A 14,322-nucleotide genomic window follows, 5' to 3' on the forward strand; every position below is an offset into this window, starting at 1 on the left:
CCGAGGCCCCTCCCAACTCCCAACTTCAACCTCCCAACTCCATCGCCCGCGGGCTCCGTCCCCGCGGAGGGCCGGCAAGGCCCACCCCGACGTCGGCATCCACCTCTCGCGCCTCCTGCCTCCCGTTTCCCGCTTCCCGGTTCCCGGTTTCCCTATCGCGGAACATCCGTTGGGCGCATGGCGCCCCGCAGGGACGGAGCCCCGCGACTACGGTTGGAGGTTGGAGGTTGGAGGTTGGAGGTTGGAGGTTGGAGGTTGGAGGTTGGAGGTTGGAGGTTGGAGGNTGGAGGTTGGAGGTTGGAGGTTATCCTCCCTCCCAGCTCCCAGCTCCCAGCTCCCAGCTCCCAGCTCCCAGCTCCCAGCTCCCAGCTCCCAGCTCCCTCCTCCCCGCCACCGCCGCCGCGGAGCGGCGGCATCCCGCGGCGCCGCCGCCGAAGGCGGCCAGCTATCCCCCGCCGCGGGCGCCGCGCCCGCGGCATCCCCCTACCCCTGCGCCTTCTTCTTCCCCTTGCCCTTCCCCGCCTCGCGCAGCATCCCGGCGATCTCCTCGAGCCGGTCATCGACTGCGTCCAGCCGCTCGAGGAGAAGCTGCACCTGGTCCGCCAGCCGCTGGAACTCCGTCAGCGGCACCGCGCCCGCCGCCTCGATGAGCGGTCCCCACGCCTCCCGCGCCGCCCGCGCGAGCGCCGCCCGTGTCGCCACGTACGCCTGCTGCGTCTCCTTCGAGGCCTCCTGGCCCGCCGCCGAAGCCATGAAGCTCTCGTACGTCTTCCCCCATGCCGAGAGGAACTGCTCGTTCAGCTGCTGGAATTGCTTCAGCAGCTCCTCCGGACCCGGAAATGGCGAAGGCCCCGGCTGCGTCATGCGCGCATCATACGCGGTGGAGGTTGGAGGTTGGAGGTTGGAGGTTGTCCTCCCTCCCTGCTCCCGCTTCCCGTCTCCCGGTTCCCGCTTCCCGCTTCCCGCCTCAGTTCCCGGGCGCGATGCCCAGCACCCGCAGCTGCTCTGCGCGCAGCGCGACCTTCCCGCCGAGGCGCACCTCGGCGCCTCCTTCGCAGAAGACCGGCCACCGCGGGTCGCGCACCTCCGCCCACGGCCCCGCCTCCGCGGCGGCGCTGGCGCACACGATGACCGGCAGCGCCGGGTCGTTCCACGCCGCCGCGACCGCGCCCGGGTCGCGCACCCGCTCCAGCTTCCCGCTGGCGAACGTGAACAGGTACACCTCGGGGCCCGCCTGCCACGCGTAGCATTCGCCGCCGCCCGCCGGCGCGGGGCGGACCGGGTAGGCCTCGATGAGCACAGCGTCCGCGCCGGGCGCGAAGCGCAGCGGCGAGAGCGCGAAGCCGTCCAGCGCCGCCCGGCCCGCCTCGCGCCCGCTCACCGGGTCGGCGAACACCAGCTCCCGGGCCGCCATGGCGATGCCCATGCACGCCCACGTCCACCCGCCGGGTGCCGTGGCGATCAGCCGTCCGCCGGGCTCGATGCCCGCCACGACCGGCCCCCGCCGCGCGACGCTCCCGTCCAGCCGCACCGCGGCGTACACCCCCGGCCCGCCGCGGTGCGCAAAGCCGAACACCTCCAGCCCCCGGTCGTCCGCGTGCCAGCCCGCCGGCGCCGGCCAGGCCCCGACCGCAGGCCCGAAGACGTCCATCCCCCACTCCCGGACGACCCGCCCGGTCGCCACTTCGACCACGATGAGCCCGCCGTTCTCCCGGTCCCGCAGCCCGGCGTCCTCCCAGCCCACCGCGAGCAGCCGCCCATCGTGCGAGAGCGCCGCCGACGTCGGCCGCTGGTCCTCCCGCCAGTCGACGAGGACGCCGAGCTCCCGCCCATCGAGCGCCCGGCGCGCGACCCGCCCCTCGCCCACGGTCACCACCTCCCGCCCGGCAAGGAAGACCATCCCCGGTGTGAGGAAATCGTCCCTGCCGCCGGCCTCGAAGCGCGCGGCCTCCTCCCCCGTCACGGCGTCGAAGCTCACGACCTCCAGCAGCGGGTAGCTCCGCCCCGGCGTGTCCTCATGTCCCGTCTGCACGGCCAGGACGGCCAGCGGCCGCGCCGCGGCGGGGGTCTCCGTCGTCGCCGCGCCGCCGGGCTGCGCGGGCCGTTCGCGCTCGCCCCCGCTGCAGGCGGCCGCCGCCGCGACCGCCATCGCGCCTGCTGCTGCCAGCACCAACCGCCGCATCCCTGCCTCCCGGGGGACATCTCCCTCTGCCGAAAACGCCCCGGGCGCGCCAAAGGTTCCCCTGCCTGTCGCGAGCCGCGCCCCGCCCGTACGATGCCCCGCATGGCCCGGCCCCCTGCTCCGCCGCTTTCCCGGGTCGAACGCCCGGCCGCGACCGCGGTCCTCGTCGGCATCGCCGCCCTCGCCCCTATCGCCGTCGACGTCTTCCTTCCCTCGATGCCCGCGATGGCCCGCGAATTCGACACGAGCACGGGCACGCTCTCCCTCGCCGTCACGCTCTTCATCTTCGCCTTCGCTGGCGCCCAGCTCTTCTGGGGGCCGCTCTCCGACCGCGCCGGCCGGCGGCCCGCCCTCCTCGCCGGGCTCGCGCTCTTCATCGCCGGCAGCCTCCTCTGCCTCGCTGCGCCGAGCATCCCCGTCCTGCTCGCCGGCCGGGTGCTCCAGGGCCTCGGCGGCGGCGCCGGCCCCGCCATCGCCAACGCTGTCGTCATTGATACCTACCGCCGCGAGCGCGCCATCGGCATCCTCGCCCTCATCACCCTCTCCATCGCCCTCGCCCCGATGATCGCGCCCGTCTTCGGCGGCCTCATCCAGGAGTACGCCACCTGGCGCGTGGTCTTCGTCCTCCAGGCCGCCGTCGGGCTCATCCTCGCCACCGCCTTCCTCGCCCTCGTCCCCGAAACGAACCGCTCCCCCGACCCGTCCGCTCTCGCGCTCTCCCGCCAGGCCGCGAACTACCGCCGCCTCTTCCGCTCCCGCACCTTCGTCACCGCCGCCCTGCTCCTGGGCCTCCTGTTCGCCGGGCAGCTCATCTTCATCTCCACCAGCTCCTTCGTTCTCGTCGACGACCTCGGCGCGAGCCCGCTCGTTTTCGGCCTCAGCTTCGGCTTCGTCTCCTTCGGCATCATGGCCGGCGCGACCGTCTGCCGCCGGCTCTCGAGCCGCTGGCCGCCCGGCCGGATCGTCCTCCTCGCGGCTGCGATGGGCTGGACAGCGGCCGCCGTGATGACGGCCCTTGCCCTCCTCGGCATCGAAGCCCTCCCCGCGACGGTCCTCCCGGCCTTCGTCATCCTCGCCGGGAACGGCATGGCCCGGCCGGCCGCGACGGCCACCGCGCTCGCCGACTTCCCGGAGATGGCCGGCCTCGCCTCCGCCGTCATGGGCTTCACCCAGATGGCGCTCGCCTCCGCCGCCAGCATCGCGTTCTCCGCTGCCGTCCAGCCCGGCCCGGCCACGCTCGCCGGCGGCATGGCGGCAGCCTCCACGGCCGCGCTCGGCCTCTTCCTCCTCGCCCGGCCGCCGGCCTTCAGCCCCCGGGCGCCGGCGCCGGGAACGGGTGCTGCCGCCGCCACAGGTACGCCAGCGCGCCCGTCGCCACCGCCACGTTGAGCGATTCCACTCGCGGGTCCATCGGCAGCGCGACCCGGAAATCGCTCTCCCGCAGCAGCAGCTGGCCCACCCCTTCGCCCTCGCTCCCCACGATGAGCGCCGTCCGCCCCGGCCAGTCGAACGCCGTCGCCGGCTCGCTCCCCTCCCCGGCATCCGCCGCCGCCACCCAGTAGTTCGCCTCCTTCAGCGTCCGCACCGCCTGCGCGAGGTTCTGCGGCGCGGCCACCGGCGCGACGAAGCTGAGCCCCGCGCTCGCCCGGTGCACCCCCGGCGTGATCAGCGCGCCCCGCCGCAGCGGCAGCACGATCGCATCTGCCCCCACGGCCACCGCCGTCCGCAGGATCGCGCCCACGTTCTGCGGGTCCGTCACCCGGTCCAGCAGCAGCACGAGCGACTGCCGCCCGGCCGCCTTCGCCACCGCCTTCAGGTCCACCGGCTCCACCGGCCGAACCCGCGCCAGCACGCCCTGGTGCACGCCGTCCCCGCTCAGCTCGTCCAGCCGCCGGGCATCGACCCCCTCCACCCGCAGCCCGGCCTCCCGCGCCCGCTCCGCCAGCGCCAGCACCCGCTCGTTCGCCGTCTCCCGGTAGTACAGCAGCGATTTCGCGTGCCCCGTCTCCAGCGCCATCGCCACCGCGTTCACCCCGTAGGCAACGTCGTCCGGCGTGCTGTTCGGCTTCGGGCGCAGGCGGGCCATGCCTCCGAGTTTCGCACGCCCCGGGCTGAGGCGCGCCGCCGCATCCATGCCGTACCCTGAAGCGTATGCGCCGCCCGCTCGCCGCCGTCCTCACCCTCGGCTGCAAACTCAACCTCGCCGATTCCGGCGAAATCGCCGCCGGCCTCCGCCGCGCCGGCTACGACGTCGTCGACCACGTTTGCGAGGCCGACGCCTACGTCATCAACACCTGCTCCGTCACCCACGTCGCCGACGCCAAGTCCCGCAAGCTCATCCGCTCGATGCGCCGCCTCGCGCCCGCGGCCCGCGTCGCCGTCACCGGCTGCTACCCCCAGTCCGCCGGCTTCGATGCCGTCCGCGACCTCGGCGCCGACTTCGTCGCCGGCACCCGCGACGCCGACAAGGCCGCGCTCGTGTCGTTCCTCGCCGCCGGTGCGCCGCCCCCTCCCGCCGCCGCGCCCGCGTTCGAACCGGCGCCGCTCGTGCCGGGCCTCACGCGCGCCTTCGTCAAAGCGCAGGAGGGCTGCAACGACGTCTGCGCTTTCTGCATCGTCCCCCGCACGCGCGGCCGCGAAGAGAGCCGCTCGATCGAAGCGGTCGCCGCCGAAGTCCAGCGCGCCGTCGACGCCGGCGCCCGCGAAGTCGTCATCACCGGCACCCAGCTCGGCGCCTGGGGCCGCGATCTCGACCCCCCGCTCCGCCCGCACCACCTCATCTCCGCCGTCCTCGAGCGCACCGAAGTGCTCCGCCTCCGCTTCAGCTCCCTCCAGCCGCAGGACATCACGCCGGAGCTCCTCGCCCTCTGGCAGGACCCCCGCCTGATGCCCCACTTCCACCTCGCCCTCCAGTCCGGCAGCGACACCGTCCTCGCCGCGATGCGCCGCCGCTACACCGCCCGCGACTTCCTCCTCGCGGCCGAGCGCATCCGCGCCGCCGTCCCGGCTGCCGCCATCACCACCGACGTCATCGCCGGCTTCCCCGGCGAAACCGAGGCCGATTTCGAGGCGACGCTCGCCCTCTGCCGCGAGGTCGGCTTCGCCCGCATCCACGCCTTCCCCTACTCCCCGCGCAGCCGCACCGCCGCCGCCCGCATGCCCGGCCAGCTCTCGCCGGAGGTGAAGAAGGAGCGGATGGCCCGCCTCCTCGCCCTCGCCGGGGAGCTCTCCCTCGCCTTCCGCCGGGCCCACCAGGGCGCCACGCGCCCCGTCCTCTGGGAAGAAGAAAAGGCCGGAGAGTGGTTCGGCCACACCGACAACTACATCCCCGTCTACGCCCCGGGCGCGAACCTCCGCAACCGCGTGACGCCCGTTCGACTCTGCGAGGTGTACCATGACGGCGTGCGGGGAACCCTCCCCACGGAGGCACCATGAACGCCGTCCGAAGGCTCCTGCTCGCCGTCTACAGCGTCCTCCTCCTCGCCGCCTGCGGCGGCCTCTTCGCCCTCGCCTGGAACCAGGACAAGAAGCTCGACATCCAGGTCGGCGACTTCAACCTCCAGGCCTTCGTGGTGTCCAGCGACGGCGCCCGGCTCGTCTTCGGCCTCGTCCTCGCGGCCGTCGCCGTCGTCGCCTTCCTCTCCCTGCTCGCAGCCGTCTGGCGCAGCGGCGCACCCCGCTCGCGGGGCGTCCTCGCCCTCCGGCAGGAGGACGGCGGCACGGTCGAAATCTCGGCCGCCACACTCGAGGCCATCCTCCGCGACGCCCTCCAGGCCCTGCCCGAAGTGCGCCGCGCCGAACCCCGCGTCGACGTCCGCTCCGGCGCCGTCGAAAGCCACATCGATGCCACCATCGAACCGAGCGTCAGCATCGCGATGGCCACGAAAGTCATGGTCGATACCGTCCACGCTGTCCTCCGCGAGCAGGTCGGCGTGACCAGCGTCCGCCGCCCGGCCATCCGCATCACCTACGACGAGCTCGCCGCCCGCCCTGCCGGCATGGCGCCCGCGCGGCCGGCGTACGCGCCGGTGCCGCCGCCCCCGCCCGCGGGCGGCGGCCAGGCGGCGCCGCCCGCGCCCATCTTCCCCGCCGCGCGCGGCGTCGAGCCGCCCGAATCGCCCGACCCGGAGCAGCGGCCCGATGCCTGACCGCCAGCCGAACCGCGCGCCGTCCGCCAACGAACTCCCCTGGGTGCTTGAAGCGCTCCTCTTCGTCGCCGAAGAGCCGCAGCCGCTCAGCGCCCTCGCCCGCGCCGCCGGCGTCAGCGAAGCGGCGGCCCGCAAAGCCCTCGCCCAGCTCGCCGCCGACTACCAGGCCCGCGGCCTCCGGCTCATCGAAGACGGGCAGAAGTACCGCCTCGGCGCCGCCCCCGAGTACGCGCCCTACATCGAAGCTCTGCTCGGCGCCGGCCCAGGCCAGCGGCTCAGCCGCGCTGCGCTCGAAACCCTCACCATCATCGCTTACCGCCAGCCCTGCTCCCGCGCCGAGGTCGAAGCCATCCGCGGCGTCAACAGCGACCGCCACGTCGCCATCCTCGAACAGCGCGGCCTCATCGAGCAGGCCGGCATCGGCGACGGCCCCGGCCGCCCCAAGCTCTACCGCACCACCATCCGTTTCCTCGAGCACTTCGGCATCAGCAGCCCGAAGGAGCTCCCGCCCCTCCCCGAAGAGCCCGAGCCCGAGGTCGTCAACGCCGAGGTGTGAGCCGCGGGAGGCCGCCCGGCGCAGCCCCGGTAAAGTCCCCCGCGCGTCCGGTGTGCATCTGCCCCGCCCGTGGTACGGTCAGACGACACAGTCGTTCGTTACCTGCGAACTATCAGCGGCGCGCCCGCGGCGCCGGCCAGCAAGGAAGGCGGCGCGCACCCGTGGACCTCTACATCGGCAACCTCAGCTACCTCACCACCGCAGCCGAGCTGCGCGACCTGTTCGCGCCCTACGGCCCCGCCGCGCCCCCGCAGCTCGCGCTCGACGCGGCCGGCATCTCCCGCGGCTACGCCATCGTCCCGTTCGACGACCCGGCCGCCGCTGAGGCCGCCGTCATCGCCCTCAACGGCAGCCTCCTCCGCGGCCGCGTCATCATCGTCCGCCCCGCTGCCCCCGGCGAGTAGGCCGCCGCCCCGTCACCGACTACCCCGCCCCCGGTTGGCGGTCGAAGGCTGGAGGTCGCTCCTCCCTCCCCCCCAACTCCCAACTCCCAACTCCGAACTCCCAACTCCCATCTCCCAACTCCCAACTCCCATCTCCCAACTCCCCTACCTTCCCGCCTGTGCGAGCACCTTCTGCCATTCCGCCCACGTGCCCGGGTTCTGGTACACCGTCCCATCGATGACGAACGTCGGCGTCCCGTTGATGCCCAGCTTCGACGCCTCCGTCATGTCCGCCACGATGGCGTCGACCGGCGCCGAGGTGCCGATGCACGCCTCCCATGCGGCCATGTCCAGCCCGGCGCGCTCCGCCATCGCCCGCAGCCCGTCATAGATGAACGACTCCCCGAGCGACGGCCGGCCGCCGTTCGCCGCCCGCGCCTGCGCCGCGAAGAGCAGGTTGTGGTACTCCCAGAACCGGTTCTGCTGCGCCGCGCACCACGCGGCGATTGCCGGCCCGGCGGTCAAATCCCGCAGCGGCAGGAAGCGGTACACCAGCGCCGCCTTCCCCGTCACCACGTACTCCTCCACCAGCCGCGGCTCGACGTTCACGGTGAACTCGAGGCAGTGCGGGCAGCCGAAATCGGCGTACATCTCGATGACCAGCGGCGCATCGGCGCGGCCCAGCCGCACGCCGTCCGCGAGCCCTGCCGGCACCGCCCGCGCCTCGAGGGCGGCGGCCGGGTCGGCCGGCGCCGTGGCCGTCGGCGTGGGCCCGCCGCTCCCGCCGGGCGCATCGCCATCGCCGCCGCACCCCGCGGCCAGCCCGGCAGCCAGCACCGCCGCCCCCGCGCCGAGCGCGGCGCTACGCATCCAGGAAAGCATTCACCTGCTCCATGAAGGTCTCGAACTGGTCGTGGTGCACCCAGTGCCCCGCGCCCTCCACCTCCACCGCCCGGTACTCGTGGAACGCTGAGAGGTCCGGCGGGCCGCCCGGCCGCGTCCCCCAGCTCTCCCGTCCCCAGATGATCAGCATCGGGCAGCGGATCTGATTCCAGAGGTCTCGCGCGTCCTCCATGTTGAACTCGTACGGCGACCCCGCGTGGGTGTAGTTGTCGAACTTCCACGTGTAGCCCGATTCCGCGGGCCGCACCCCGTGCTCCGTCAGGTGCCGCGCCAGCTCCGGCGAAAGGTGGCGGTTCGCCTCCATCATCCGGCGCGTCGCGTCGTCGATCGTCGGGTACGTGCGCAGCTGGCGCCGCTCCAGCTCCCGCATGCTCTCCACCCACTGCCGCATCCGCTTGTGGGCCGGCCGCCGCTCCCGCTGCCAGCCGAGCCCGCCCAGCCCCTCGATCGTGACGAGCCGCGTCACCTTCTCCGGGAAGGCGCCCGCGTACTGCAGCGCCACCCCGCCCCCGAGGCTGTGGCCGATGATCACGTACGGCGCCCGCCCGATCGCCTCCCCGAGCGCGTGGATGTCGAGCGCGTAATCGATGATCGAGTAGTTGCCCCCGATCGCCCAGTCCGAATCACCGTGGCCGCGCAAGTCCGGCGCGTAGACGCAGTACCGGTCCGCCAGCGCCCGCGCGACCCGGTCCCACGACCGCGCGTGGTCGCGCGTCCCGTGGATGAGGATGAGCGGTGGGTTCGCCTCGTCGCCCCAGACGAGGTAGTGCAGCTTCAGCCGCTGCGAGGTGTACCAGCGCGATGCGGGCTCCATGTCCCGCAATCGTACGCGCCGCGCCGGTCCCCGTCCTCAGAGCCGCGGCAGCGGGATGCCCAGCGCCTCCTCCAGCTCGTCGATCGCGCGCGTCGTCTCGTCCACCTTGATCGTGTGCATCCCGAGCGCCTTCGCGCCCTTCAGGTTCGCCCCGAGGTCGTCGAGGAAGACCGCCTCCGGCGGCTCGATGCCCAGCTGCTCGCAGGCGATCTGGTAGATCCGCGGCTCCGGCTTCCGCACCCCCACGATCGCCGACTCCACCACGACGTCGAACAGGCTGTGCACGTCGATGCCGCTCGTCCGCCGCTGCGCCGGCTCGTCCCGCGCCACGTTGTTCGTAATGCTGCCCAGCTTCACCCGGCCGCGCAGGTAGCGCACCACCGCCACCATTTCCGGCCGCTCGCCGAAGCCCTGGAAGAACCACTCGAGGAACTGCCGCCCGTTCGCCGGCGTCTCCAGCCCCGCGATGTGCCGGTCGAACAGCTCCGCGAATCCCTCCGGCGGAATCTCGCTCCGCTCGAACCGCGACCACGGCCCATCCTCCGGCGCAAAAATCGCCACCCGCACCTCGTCCGGGATGCCGTACTCCCGGCAAAACTCCTTGATGCGCGTCACCGGCGAATGGGTCAGCACCCCGCCGATATCGAAAATCGCTGCCCGGTATCTGCTGCTCATGCCGCCGATCCTACCCGCGCGGCCGCTAATGGACGCCCCTTCCGAATATCTGCTACAGTGCCACGAATCCGAAGGAGATTCGAGATAGTGCAGCAATTCGACATCGTCTTCCTCGGCACCGGCAGCCCCCTCCCCAGCCCCGACCGCTGCGGCGCCGGCCACGTCCTCGTCGCCGGGGACCAGCACGTCCTCGTCGATTGCGGCTGGGGCGCCGCCCGCAAAATCCTCGCCGCCGGCGTCATGCCTGCCGCCATCGACACCGCCATCTTCACCCACATGCACTCCGACCACATCACCGACTTCCCCGATTTCATCTTCCTCCGGTGGACCTCCGGTGCGCGCACCCCCCTCCGCGTCTACGGCCCCGAAGGCACCGGCGAGATGGTCGAAGGCTTCCTCCACGCCCTCCGCCGCGACATCGGCTTCCGCATCGCCCACCACGGCGACAAGCTCCACCCCGACGGCATCCTCGTCGAAGTCACCGAAATCAGCGCCACCAGCCGGCCGACACCCTTCTTCGACCGCGGCGGCCTCGTCCTCGAACGGTTCGAAGTCGACCACTTCCCCGTCGTCCCCGCGCTCGGCTACCGCGCGCGCTTCGACGGCCGCACCGCCGTCCTCTCCGGCGATACCGCCTTCTGCGAAGCCCTCCTCCACGCCGCCGAGGGCGCCGACATGCTCGTCTGCGAAGCGCTCAACACCCGCCTGCTCGAAGAGCGCATCCGCGCCCTCCGCGCCGTCGGCCGCGACCTCCAGGCCTCCCTCTTCCAAGACATCCCCAGCTACCACATCGACGTCGCCGACGTGGCCCGCCTCGCCGCCCGCGCCGGCGTCCGCCAGCTCGTCATCGACCACCTCATCCCGCCCGTGCCGAACGCCGGCCCCGAACTCGACCGCTTCATTTCCGGCATGGCCGACCACTTCGCCGGGCCCATCCGCGTCGCCCGCGATACCGAACGCATCCCCGTCACCGGAGCCGCCCCGTGAACCACGAAGAGATGTTCGTCGCCTCTCTCCGCAACCGCGTCCGCGCCATGAACCTCCTCTGGGAGCGCGCCATCAGCGATATGACCCTCGAGCAGCTCAACCACCACGAGCGCCCCGGCGTGCTCCCCATCGCCTTCAGCTTCACCCACTACCTCCGCTCCCAGGACCAGTCCATCAGCGCCATCTTCCTCGGCGAACCCCCGCTCTGGCAGCAGGGCAGCTGGGCCGCCAAAACCGGCGTCGCCGTCGATGCCCTCGGCCGCGAAGAATCCGTCGAACAGATGGAGCACCAGCGCATCGCCGACCTCGACGCATGGAAGGCGTACCAGGCCGAGGTCATCGCCCGCACCGCGCGTGTCCTCGAGACCCTCACCGCCGACCGCCTCGCCGAGGTCGTCCTCCCCCAGCTGCCCCCCAACATGCAGCAGATCTTCTGCGCCCTCGTCATCGGCCCCGGCGCGCCCCTCCGCCGCCTCGACGTGCTCGAATGCTTCGTCTACCAGCACGGCCTCCGCCACATGGGCGAAGTCGAACACGGCCGCGCCCTCGTCGGCCTCGGCGGGATGACCTCCTGACCGCGAAGGAACGGCCGTTCGACAGTCGCCAACCCTTTACGATTGCGGCATACTCGAAGTGTCATGCCTCCCGATGACACCCCCGCGCCGCGCATCCTCGTCATCGACGACGAAGACGCCGTCCGCAGCATGCTCGTGCGCGCCCTCGCGCTCTGGAAGTACGACACCGTTGCCGTCCCCTCGGGCGAAGCGGCCATCCGCCTCCTCGAAGCCGGCGAACGGTTCGCCTGCATCCTGCTCGACCTCACCATGCCCGGCATCGGCGGCGAAGGCACCCTCCGCGAACTCGACCGCCTCGCCCCCGGCACGCCCGTCGCCATCATGAGCGGCTACCCCCGCGACGACCTCGCCCGCGAGGGCCGCCGCTTCCTCGCCAAGCCGTTCGACCTCCAGGCGCTCCGCGACCTCGTCGCCGACCTGACCACGACCTGAGCAGGCGGCCAGCTCCCCCGGCCGCGGTGCTATCCTGAACACGTGAGCACCGACACCCGCGGCGCCGCCGACGTCAGCCCCTACTGCCCCGCCTTCCAGCACACCGTCGAACTCATCGGCCGGCGCTGGACCGGCGCCATCATCCGTTCCCTCCTGGCCGGCTCCAGCCGCTTCTCCGCCATCCTCGCCGCCGTCCCCGGCCTCTCCGACCGCCTCCTCGCCGAACGCCTCCGCGAACTCGAGGCCGAGGGCATCGTCAGCCGCACCGTCTACCCCGACCACCCCGTCCGCATCGAATACCGCCTCACCGAAAAAGGGCGCGAGCTCGAGCGGATCGTCGCCGCCATCGATGCGTGGACCGCCCGCTGGGGCGAACACCCCGGCGGCGATGTGCCCGCCTCCCACCCGGACTGACGCGCGCCGCCCCCGGTTTACAGCCCATCACACGATCGCCTAGGCTTCGCCGCGGGGGCCCTGATGGAGGGTTCGATGCGCACGTCGCTCGCCGGCATCGTCCTGGCCGCGCTCCTCGCGGCCGCCTGCGGCGGAGGCGGCGGCCCGGGCGGCAACCCCTTCGGCGGCAACGAGCCGACGCCCGGCACGCCGACTTCCCCGGCAGGGACGGCTCCTGCCGGCCAGCAGCCCGCCCCGTCGCCGAGCCCTGCCGCCTCGCCCACGCCGACCCCGAATCCCGGCACCTACACCGTCCAGGATGGCGATACCCTCGGCGCTATCGCGGAGCGTTTCGGCGTCACCGTCGAAGCGCTTGCCGCCGCCAATGGCCTCACCGACCCCGACCTCATCTTCCCCGGCCAGGAGCTCCGCATCCCCCAGCCCGGCGCCGCCGCCCCAACCCCGTCCCCTACCCCCGCCTCCTGACCCCGCCTCCGGAGGTTGGAGGTTGGAGGTTGAGGGTTGGAGGTTGAAGGTTGAAGGTTGGAGGTTGACGGCATCCCGGGCAGCATGACGCTCCCTCCCAACTCCCAACTCCCAACTCCCAACTCCCAACTCCCAACTCCCAACTCCCGCCTCCCGCTTCCCGGGACATCCGTTGGGCGCATGGCGCCCCGCGGGGACGGAGCCCCGCGGCTACGGTTGATGGTCGAAGGTTGGAGGTTGGAGGTTGGAGGTTGGAGGTTAAAGGTTGAGGGTTGAGGGTTGAGGGTTGAGGGTTGAGGGTTGGAGGTTGACGACATCCCGGGCAGCATGACGCTCCCTCCCGCCTCCCGCCTCCCGCCTCCCGCCTCCCGCCTCCCGCCTCCCAACTCCCAACTCCCGCCTCCCGGTTCCCGGGACGTTCGTTGGGCGCATGGCGCCCCGCGGAGACGGAGCCCCGCGGCTACGGTTGAAGGTTGAAGGTTCGAGGTTGGAGGTTGCAGGTTGCAGGTTGACGGCATCCCGGGCAGCATGACGCTCCCTCCCAACTCCCAACTCCCAACTTCCAACTCCGTAGCCGCGGGGCTCCGTCCCCGCGGAGGGCCGGCGAGGCCCACCCCCACGTTCGCCTCCGCCCGCTTCCCGCCTCCCTCCGCCCGCTTCCCGCCTCCCGCTTCCCGCCTCCCGCTTCCCGCATCCCGCCTCCCGCTTCCCGCTTCCCGGGACATCCGTTGGGCGCATGGCGCCCCGCGGGGACGGAGCCCCGCGGCTACGGTTGGAGGTTGAAGGTTGGAGGTTGGCGGTTGGAGGTTGGAGGTTGGAGGTTGAAGGCTGAAGGTTGAAGGTTGAAGGTTGAAGGTTGAAGGTTGAGGGTTGAGGGTTGAAGGTCGGAGGTTGAAGGCATCCCGGGCAGCATGACGCTCCCTCCCAACTCCCAACTCCCAACTTCCAACTCCCAACTCCCAACTCCCAACTCCCAACTCCCAACTTCCAACTCCCAACTCCCAACTCCCAACTCCCGCCTCCGTAGCCGCGGGGCTCCGTCCCCGCTGAGGGCCGGCGAGGCCCACCCCCACGTTGGCCTCCGCCCGCTTCCCGCCTCCCGCCTCCCGCCTCCCGCCTCCCGCCTCCCAACTCCCAACTCCCGCCTCCCGCTTCCCGGGACATCCGTTGGGCGCATGGCGCCCCGCGGGGACGGAGCCCCGCGGCTACGGTTGGAGGTTGAAGGTTGAAGGTCGACGGCATCCCGGGCAGCATGACGCTCCCTCCCAACTCCCAACTCCCAACTCCCAACTCCCAACTCCCGCCTCCCGCTTCCCGCCTCCCGCCTACCGCCGGTCGTACTCCGGGAGGTACGGCTTCACATCGAGCACCGGCGTCCCGTCGATCGCATCGAGGCCCCGCACCCGCACCTCCAGCCCCTCCCGGCCCAGCAGCTCCACCGCCGATACCCCGAGGTGGTTCGGGCGCAGCTGACTTCGCGTCGCGAAAATGCCCGCCAGCCGCCCGCCCGCCAGCTCCAGCTGCTCCGGCTTCTCGGGAGCATCCGCCGCCACATCGAGGTAGAACACCACGATCAGGTGGCTGAACCGCTCCAGCCCCTCCAGCCGCCGACCGTGCTCCGGTTCGAACACGATCGCGCTCTCGACGTTCGCCCAGCCGTGCGGCCGCGGCTTCGTCACCGGGCTCCGCACAGAGCCCACCGCGCGCAGCGTCACCTCCGCCGGCGGCGGCGGCCGCTGCCACGCCTCGCCGCCTCTGCGCCCGAAGAGCCGCTTCCAGTCCATGCCC

Annotated in this window: 18 protein-coding genes; 11 read left to right on the forward strand and 7 right to left on the reverse strand. The window is 72.4% G+C overall.

Annotated elements, in window-relative coordinates; all coding sequences use genetic code 11:
• Window positions 1-483 precede the first annotated feature (483 nt).
• Together O0235_RS08250 and O0235_RS08255 are read right to left on the reverse strand one after the other, a co-directional pair.
• Complete coding sequence (locus O0235_RS08250) at window positions 484-864, reverse strand: hypothetical protein (protein ID WP_270055314.1); 381 nt, start codon at window positions 862-864, stop codon at window positions 484-486.
• Window positions 865-967: 103 nt separating this feature from the next.
• Window positions 968-2,182, reverse strand: a complete 1,215-nt coding sequence (locus O0235_RS08255) for a hypothetical protein (protein ID WP_270055315.1) — start codon at window positions 2,180-2,182, stop codon at window positions 968-970.
• A gap of 102 nt (window positions 2,183-2,284) precedes the next feature.
• On the opposite strand from O0235_RS08255, the gene O0235_RS08260 reads away from it, so the two are divergent.
• Complete coding sequence (locus O0235_RS08260) at window positions 2,285-3,571, forward strand: multidrug effflux MFS transporter (protein WP_270055316.1); 1,287 nt, start codon at window positions 2,285-2,287, stop codon at window positions 3,569-3,571.
• Here O0235_RS08260 and rlmB read toward each other — a convergent pair.
• On the reverse strand, window positions 3,489-4,268 hold the full coding sequence (gene rlmB, locus O0235_RS08265; RefSeq protein ID WP_270055317.1) for a 23S rRNA (guanosine(2251)-2'-O)-methyltransferase RlmB: 780 nt from the start codon (window positions 4,266-4,268) through the stop codon (window positions 3,489-3,491). The genes O0235_RS08260 and rlmB overlap by 83 nt on opposite strands.
• A gap of 65 nt (window positions 4,269-4,333) precedes the next feature.
• Between rlmB and mtaB the strand changes: the two genes are divergently transcribed.
• The 4 genes from mtaB to O0235_RS08285 all read left to right on the forward strand — a co-directional run bounded on the left by mtaB (window position 4,334) and on the right by O0235_RS08285 (window position 7,290).
• Window positions 4,334-5,617: a tRNA (N(6)-L-threonylcarbamoyladenosine(37)-C(2))-methylthiotransferase MtaB gene (gene mtaB, locus O0235_RS08270; RefSeq protein ID WP_270055318.1), complete on the forward strand. Its 1,284-nt coding sequence runs from the start codon at window positions 4,334-4,336 to the stop codon at window positions 5,615-5,617.
• The gene (gene amaP / locus O0235_RS08275) at window positions 5,614-6,330 is read left to right on the forward strand and encodes an alkaline shock response membrane anchor protein AmaP (RefSeq protein ID WP_270055319.1); all 717 of its coding nucleotides are present in this window, start codon (window positions 5,614-5,616) and stop codon (window positions 6,328-6,330) included. The genes mtaB and amaP overlap by 4 nt, the downstream gene beginning before the upstream one ends.
• Window positions 6,323-6,886, forward strand: coding sequence for an SMC-Scp complex subunit ScpB (gene scpB / locus O0235_RS08280; protein ID WP_270055320.1), 564 nt, complete (start codon window positions 6,323-6,325; stop codon window positions 6,884-6,886). Before amaP ends, scpB begins: the two co-directional genes overlap by 8 nt.
• Before the next feature lie 161 nt (window positions 6,887-7,047).
• Window positions 7,048-7,290 (forward strand): RNA-binding protein, encoded by a 243-nt coding sequence (locus O0235_RS08285; protein ID WP_270055321.1) that lies wholly within the window; start codon window positions 7,048-7,050, stop codon window positions 7,288-7,290.
• Between the two features lie 144 nt (window positions 7,291-7,434).
• Here O0235_RS08285 and O0235_RS08290 read toward each other — a convergent pair whose 3' ends face one another.
• Genes O0235_RS08290 through O0235_RS08300 form a run of 3 tightly spaced genes read right to left on the reverse strand, consistent with a single transcriptional unit; the run spans window position 7,435 to window position 9,661 of the window.
• Complete coding sequence (locus O0235_RS08290) at window positions 7,435-8,139, reverse strand: DsbA family protein (RefSeq protein WP_270055322.1); 705 nt, start codon at window positions 8,137-8,139, stop codon at window positions 7,435-7,437.
• Window positions 8,132-8,986 (reverse strand): alpha/beta fold hydrolase, encoded by an 855-nt coding sequence (locus tag O0235_RS08295; protein ID WP_270055323.1) that lies wholly within the window; start codon window positions 8,984-8,986, stop codon window positions 8,132-8,134. Before O0235_RS08295 ends, O0235_RS08290 begins: the two co-directional genes overlap by 8 nt.
• Window positions 8,987-9,022: 36 nt before the next feature.
• Window positions 9,023-9,661, reverse strand: coding sequence for an HAD-IA family hydrolase (locus O0235_RS08300; protein ID WP_270055324.1), 639 nt, complete (start codon window positions 9,659-9,661; stop codon window positions 9,023-9,025).
• 87 nt (window positions 9,662-9,748) lie between these two features.
• On the opposite strand from O0235_RS08300, the gene O0235_RS08305 reads away from it, so the two are divergent.
• From O0235_RS08305 to O0235_RS08330, 6 genes are all read left to right on the forward strand, one after another.
• Entirely contained in the window at window positions 9,749-10,648 is a 900-nt protein-coding gene (locus O0235_RS08305; RefSeq protein ID WP_270055325.1) for an MBL fold metallo-hydrolase, read from the forward strand.
• Complete coding sequence (locus tag O0235_RS08310; RefSeq protein WP_270055326.1) at window positions 10,645-11,223, forward strand: DinB family protein; 579 nt, start codon at window positions 10,645-10,647, stop codon at window positions 11,221-11,223. Before O0235_RS08305 ends, O0235_RS08310 begins: the two co-directional genes overlap by 4 nt.
• 63 nt (window positions 11,224-11,286) lie before the next feature.
• Window positions 11,287-11,655, forward strand: a complete 369-nt coding sequence (locus tag O0235_RS08315) for a response regulator (protein WP_270055327.1) — start codon at window positions 11,287-11,289, stop codon at window positions 11,653-11,655.
• 42 nt (window positions 11,656-11,697) lie between these two features.
• A complete protein-coding gene (locus O0235_RS08320) occupies window positions 11,698-12,069 on the forward strand; it encodes a winged helix-turn-helix transcriptional regulator (protein WP_270055328.1) in 372 nt (123 codons plus the stop codon).
• A gap of 75 nt (window positions 12,070-12,144) precedes the next feature.
• Window positions 12,145-12,534 (forward strand): LysM peptidoglycan-binding domain-containing protein, encoded by a 390-nt coding sequence (locus O0235_RS08325; protein ID WP_270055329.1) that lies wholly within the window; start codon window positions 12,145-12,147, stop codon window positions 12,532-12,534.
• A 57-nt stretch (window positions 12,535-12,591) separates the two neighbouring features.
• Window positions 12,592-12,810, forward strand: coding sequence for a hypothetical protein (locus tag O0235_RS08330; RefSeq protein WP_270055330.1), 219 nt, complete (start codon window positions 12,592-12,594; stop codon window positions 12,808-12,810).
• 1,049 nt (window positions 12,811-13,859) lie between these two features.
• Here O0235_RS08330 and O0235_RS08335 read toward each other — a convergent pair.
• Window positions 13,860-14,318 carry a TrmO family methyltransferase domain-containing protein gene (locus tag O0235_RS08335; protein ID WP_270055331.1) on the reverse strand — a complete coding sequence of 153 codons (459 nt, stop codon included), beginning with the start codon at window positions 14,316-14,318 and terminating at the stop codon, window positions 13,860-13,862.
• Between the last annotated feature and the right edge of the window lie 4 nt (window positions 14,319-14,322).

It is taken from the genome of Tepidiforma flava, from assembly GCF_027594505.1.
Taxonomy (GTDB): Bacteria; Chloroflexota; Dehalococcoidia; order Tepidiformales; family Tepidiformaceae; genus Tepidiforma; species Tepidiforma flava.

Bases quoted from the DNA above. Each gene is read 5' to 3' on its own strand.
- rlmB (WP_270055317.1), bottom strand. From the start codon at position 4,268: ATGGCCCGCCTGCGCCCGAAGCCGAACAGCACGCCGGACGACGTTGCC.
- O0235_RS08260 (WP_270055316.1), top strand. From the start codon at position 2,285: ATGGCCCGGCCCCCTGCTCCGCCGCTTTCCCGGGTCGAACGCCCGGCC.
- O0235_RS08335 (WP_270055331.1), bottom strand. From the start codon at position 14,318: ATGGACTGGAAGCGGCTCTTCGGGCGCAGAGGCGGCGAGGCGTGGCAG.
- O0235_RS08255 (WP_270055315.1), bottom strand. From the start codon at position 2,182: ATGCGGCGGTTGGTGCTGGCAGCAGCAGGCGCGATGGCGGTCGCGGCG.
- mtaB (WP_270055318.1), top strand. From the start codon at position 4,334: ATGCGCCGCCCGCTCGCCGCCGTCCTCACCCTCGGCTGCAAACTCAAC.
- O0235_RS08290 (WP_270055322.1), bottom strand. From the start codon at position 8,139: ATGCGTAGCGCCGCGCTCGGCGCGGGGGCGGCGGTGCTGGCTGCCGGG.
- O0235_RS08325 (WP_270055329.1), top strand. From the start codon at position 12,145: ATGCGCACGTCGCTCGCCGGCATCGTCCTGGCCGCGCTCCTCGCGGCC.
- amaP (WP_270055319.1), top strand. From the start codon at position 5,614: ATGAACGCCGTCCGAAGGCTCCTGCTCGCCGTCTACAGCGTCCTCCTC.
- O0235_RS08315 (WP_270055327.1), top strand. From the start codon at position 11,287: ATGCCTCCCGATGACACCCCCGCGCCGCGCATCCTCGTCATCGACGAC.
- scpB (WP_270055320.1), top strand. From the start codon at position 6,323: ATGCCTGACCGCCAGCCGAACCGCGCGCCGTCCGCCAACGAACTCCCC.
- O0235_RS08250 (WP_270055314.1), bottom strand. From the start codon at position 864: ATGACGCAGCCGGGGCCTTCGCCATTTCCGGGTCCGGAGGAGCTGCTG.
- O0235_RS08300 (WP_270055324.1), bottom strand. From the start codon at position 9,661: ATGAGCAGCAGATACCGGGCAGCGATTTTCGATATCGGCGGGGTGCTG.
- O0235_RS08295 (WP_270055323.1), bottom strand. From the start codon at position 8,986: ATGGAGCCCGCATCGCGCTGGTACACCTCGCAGCGGCTGAAGCTGCAC.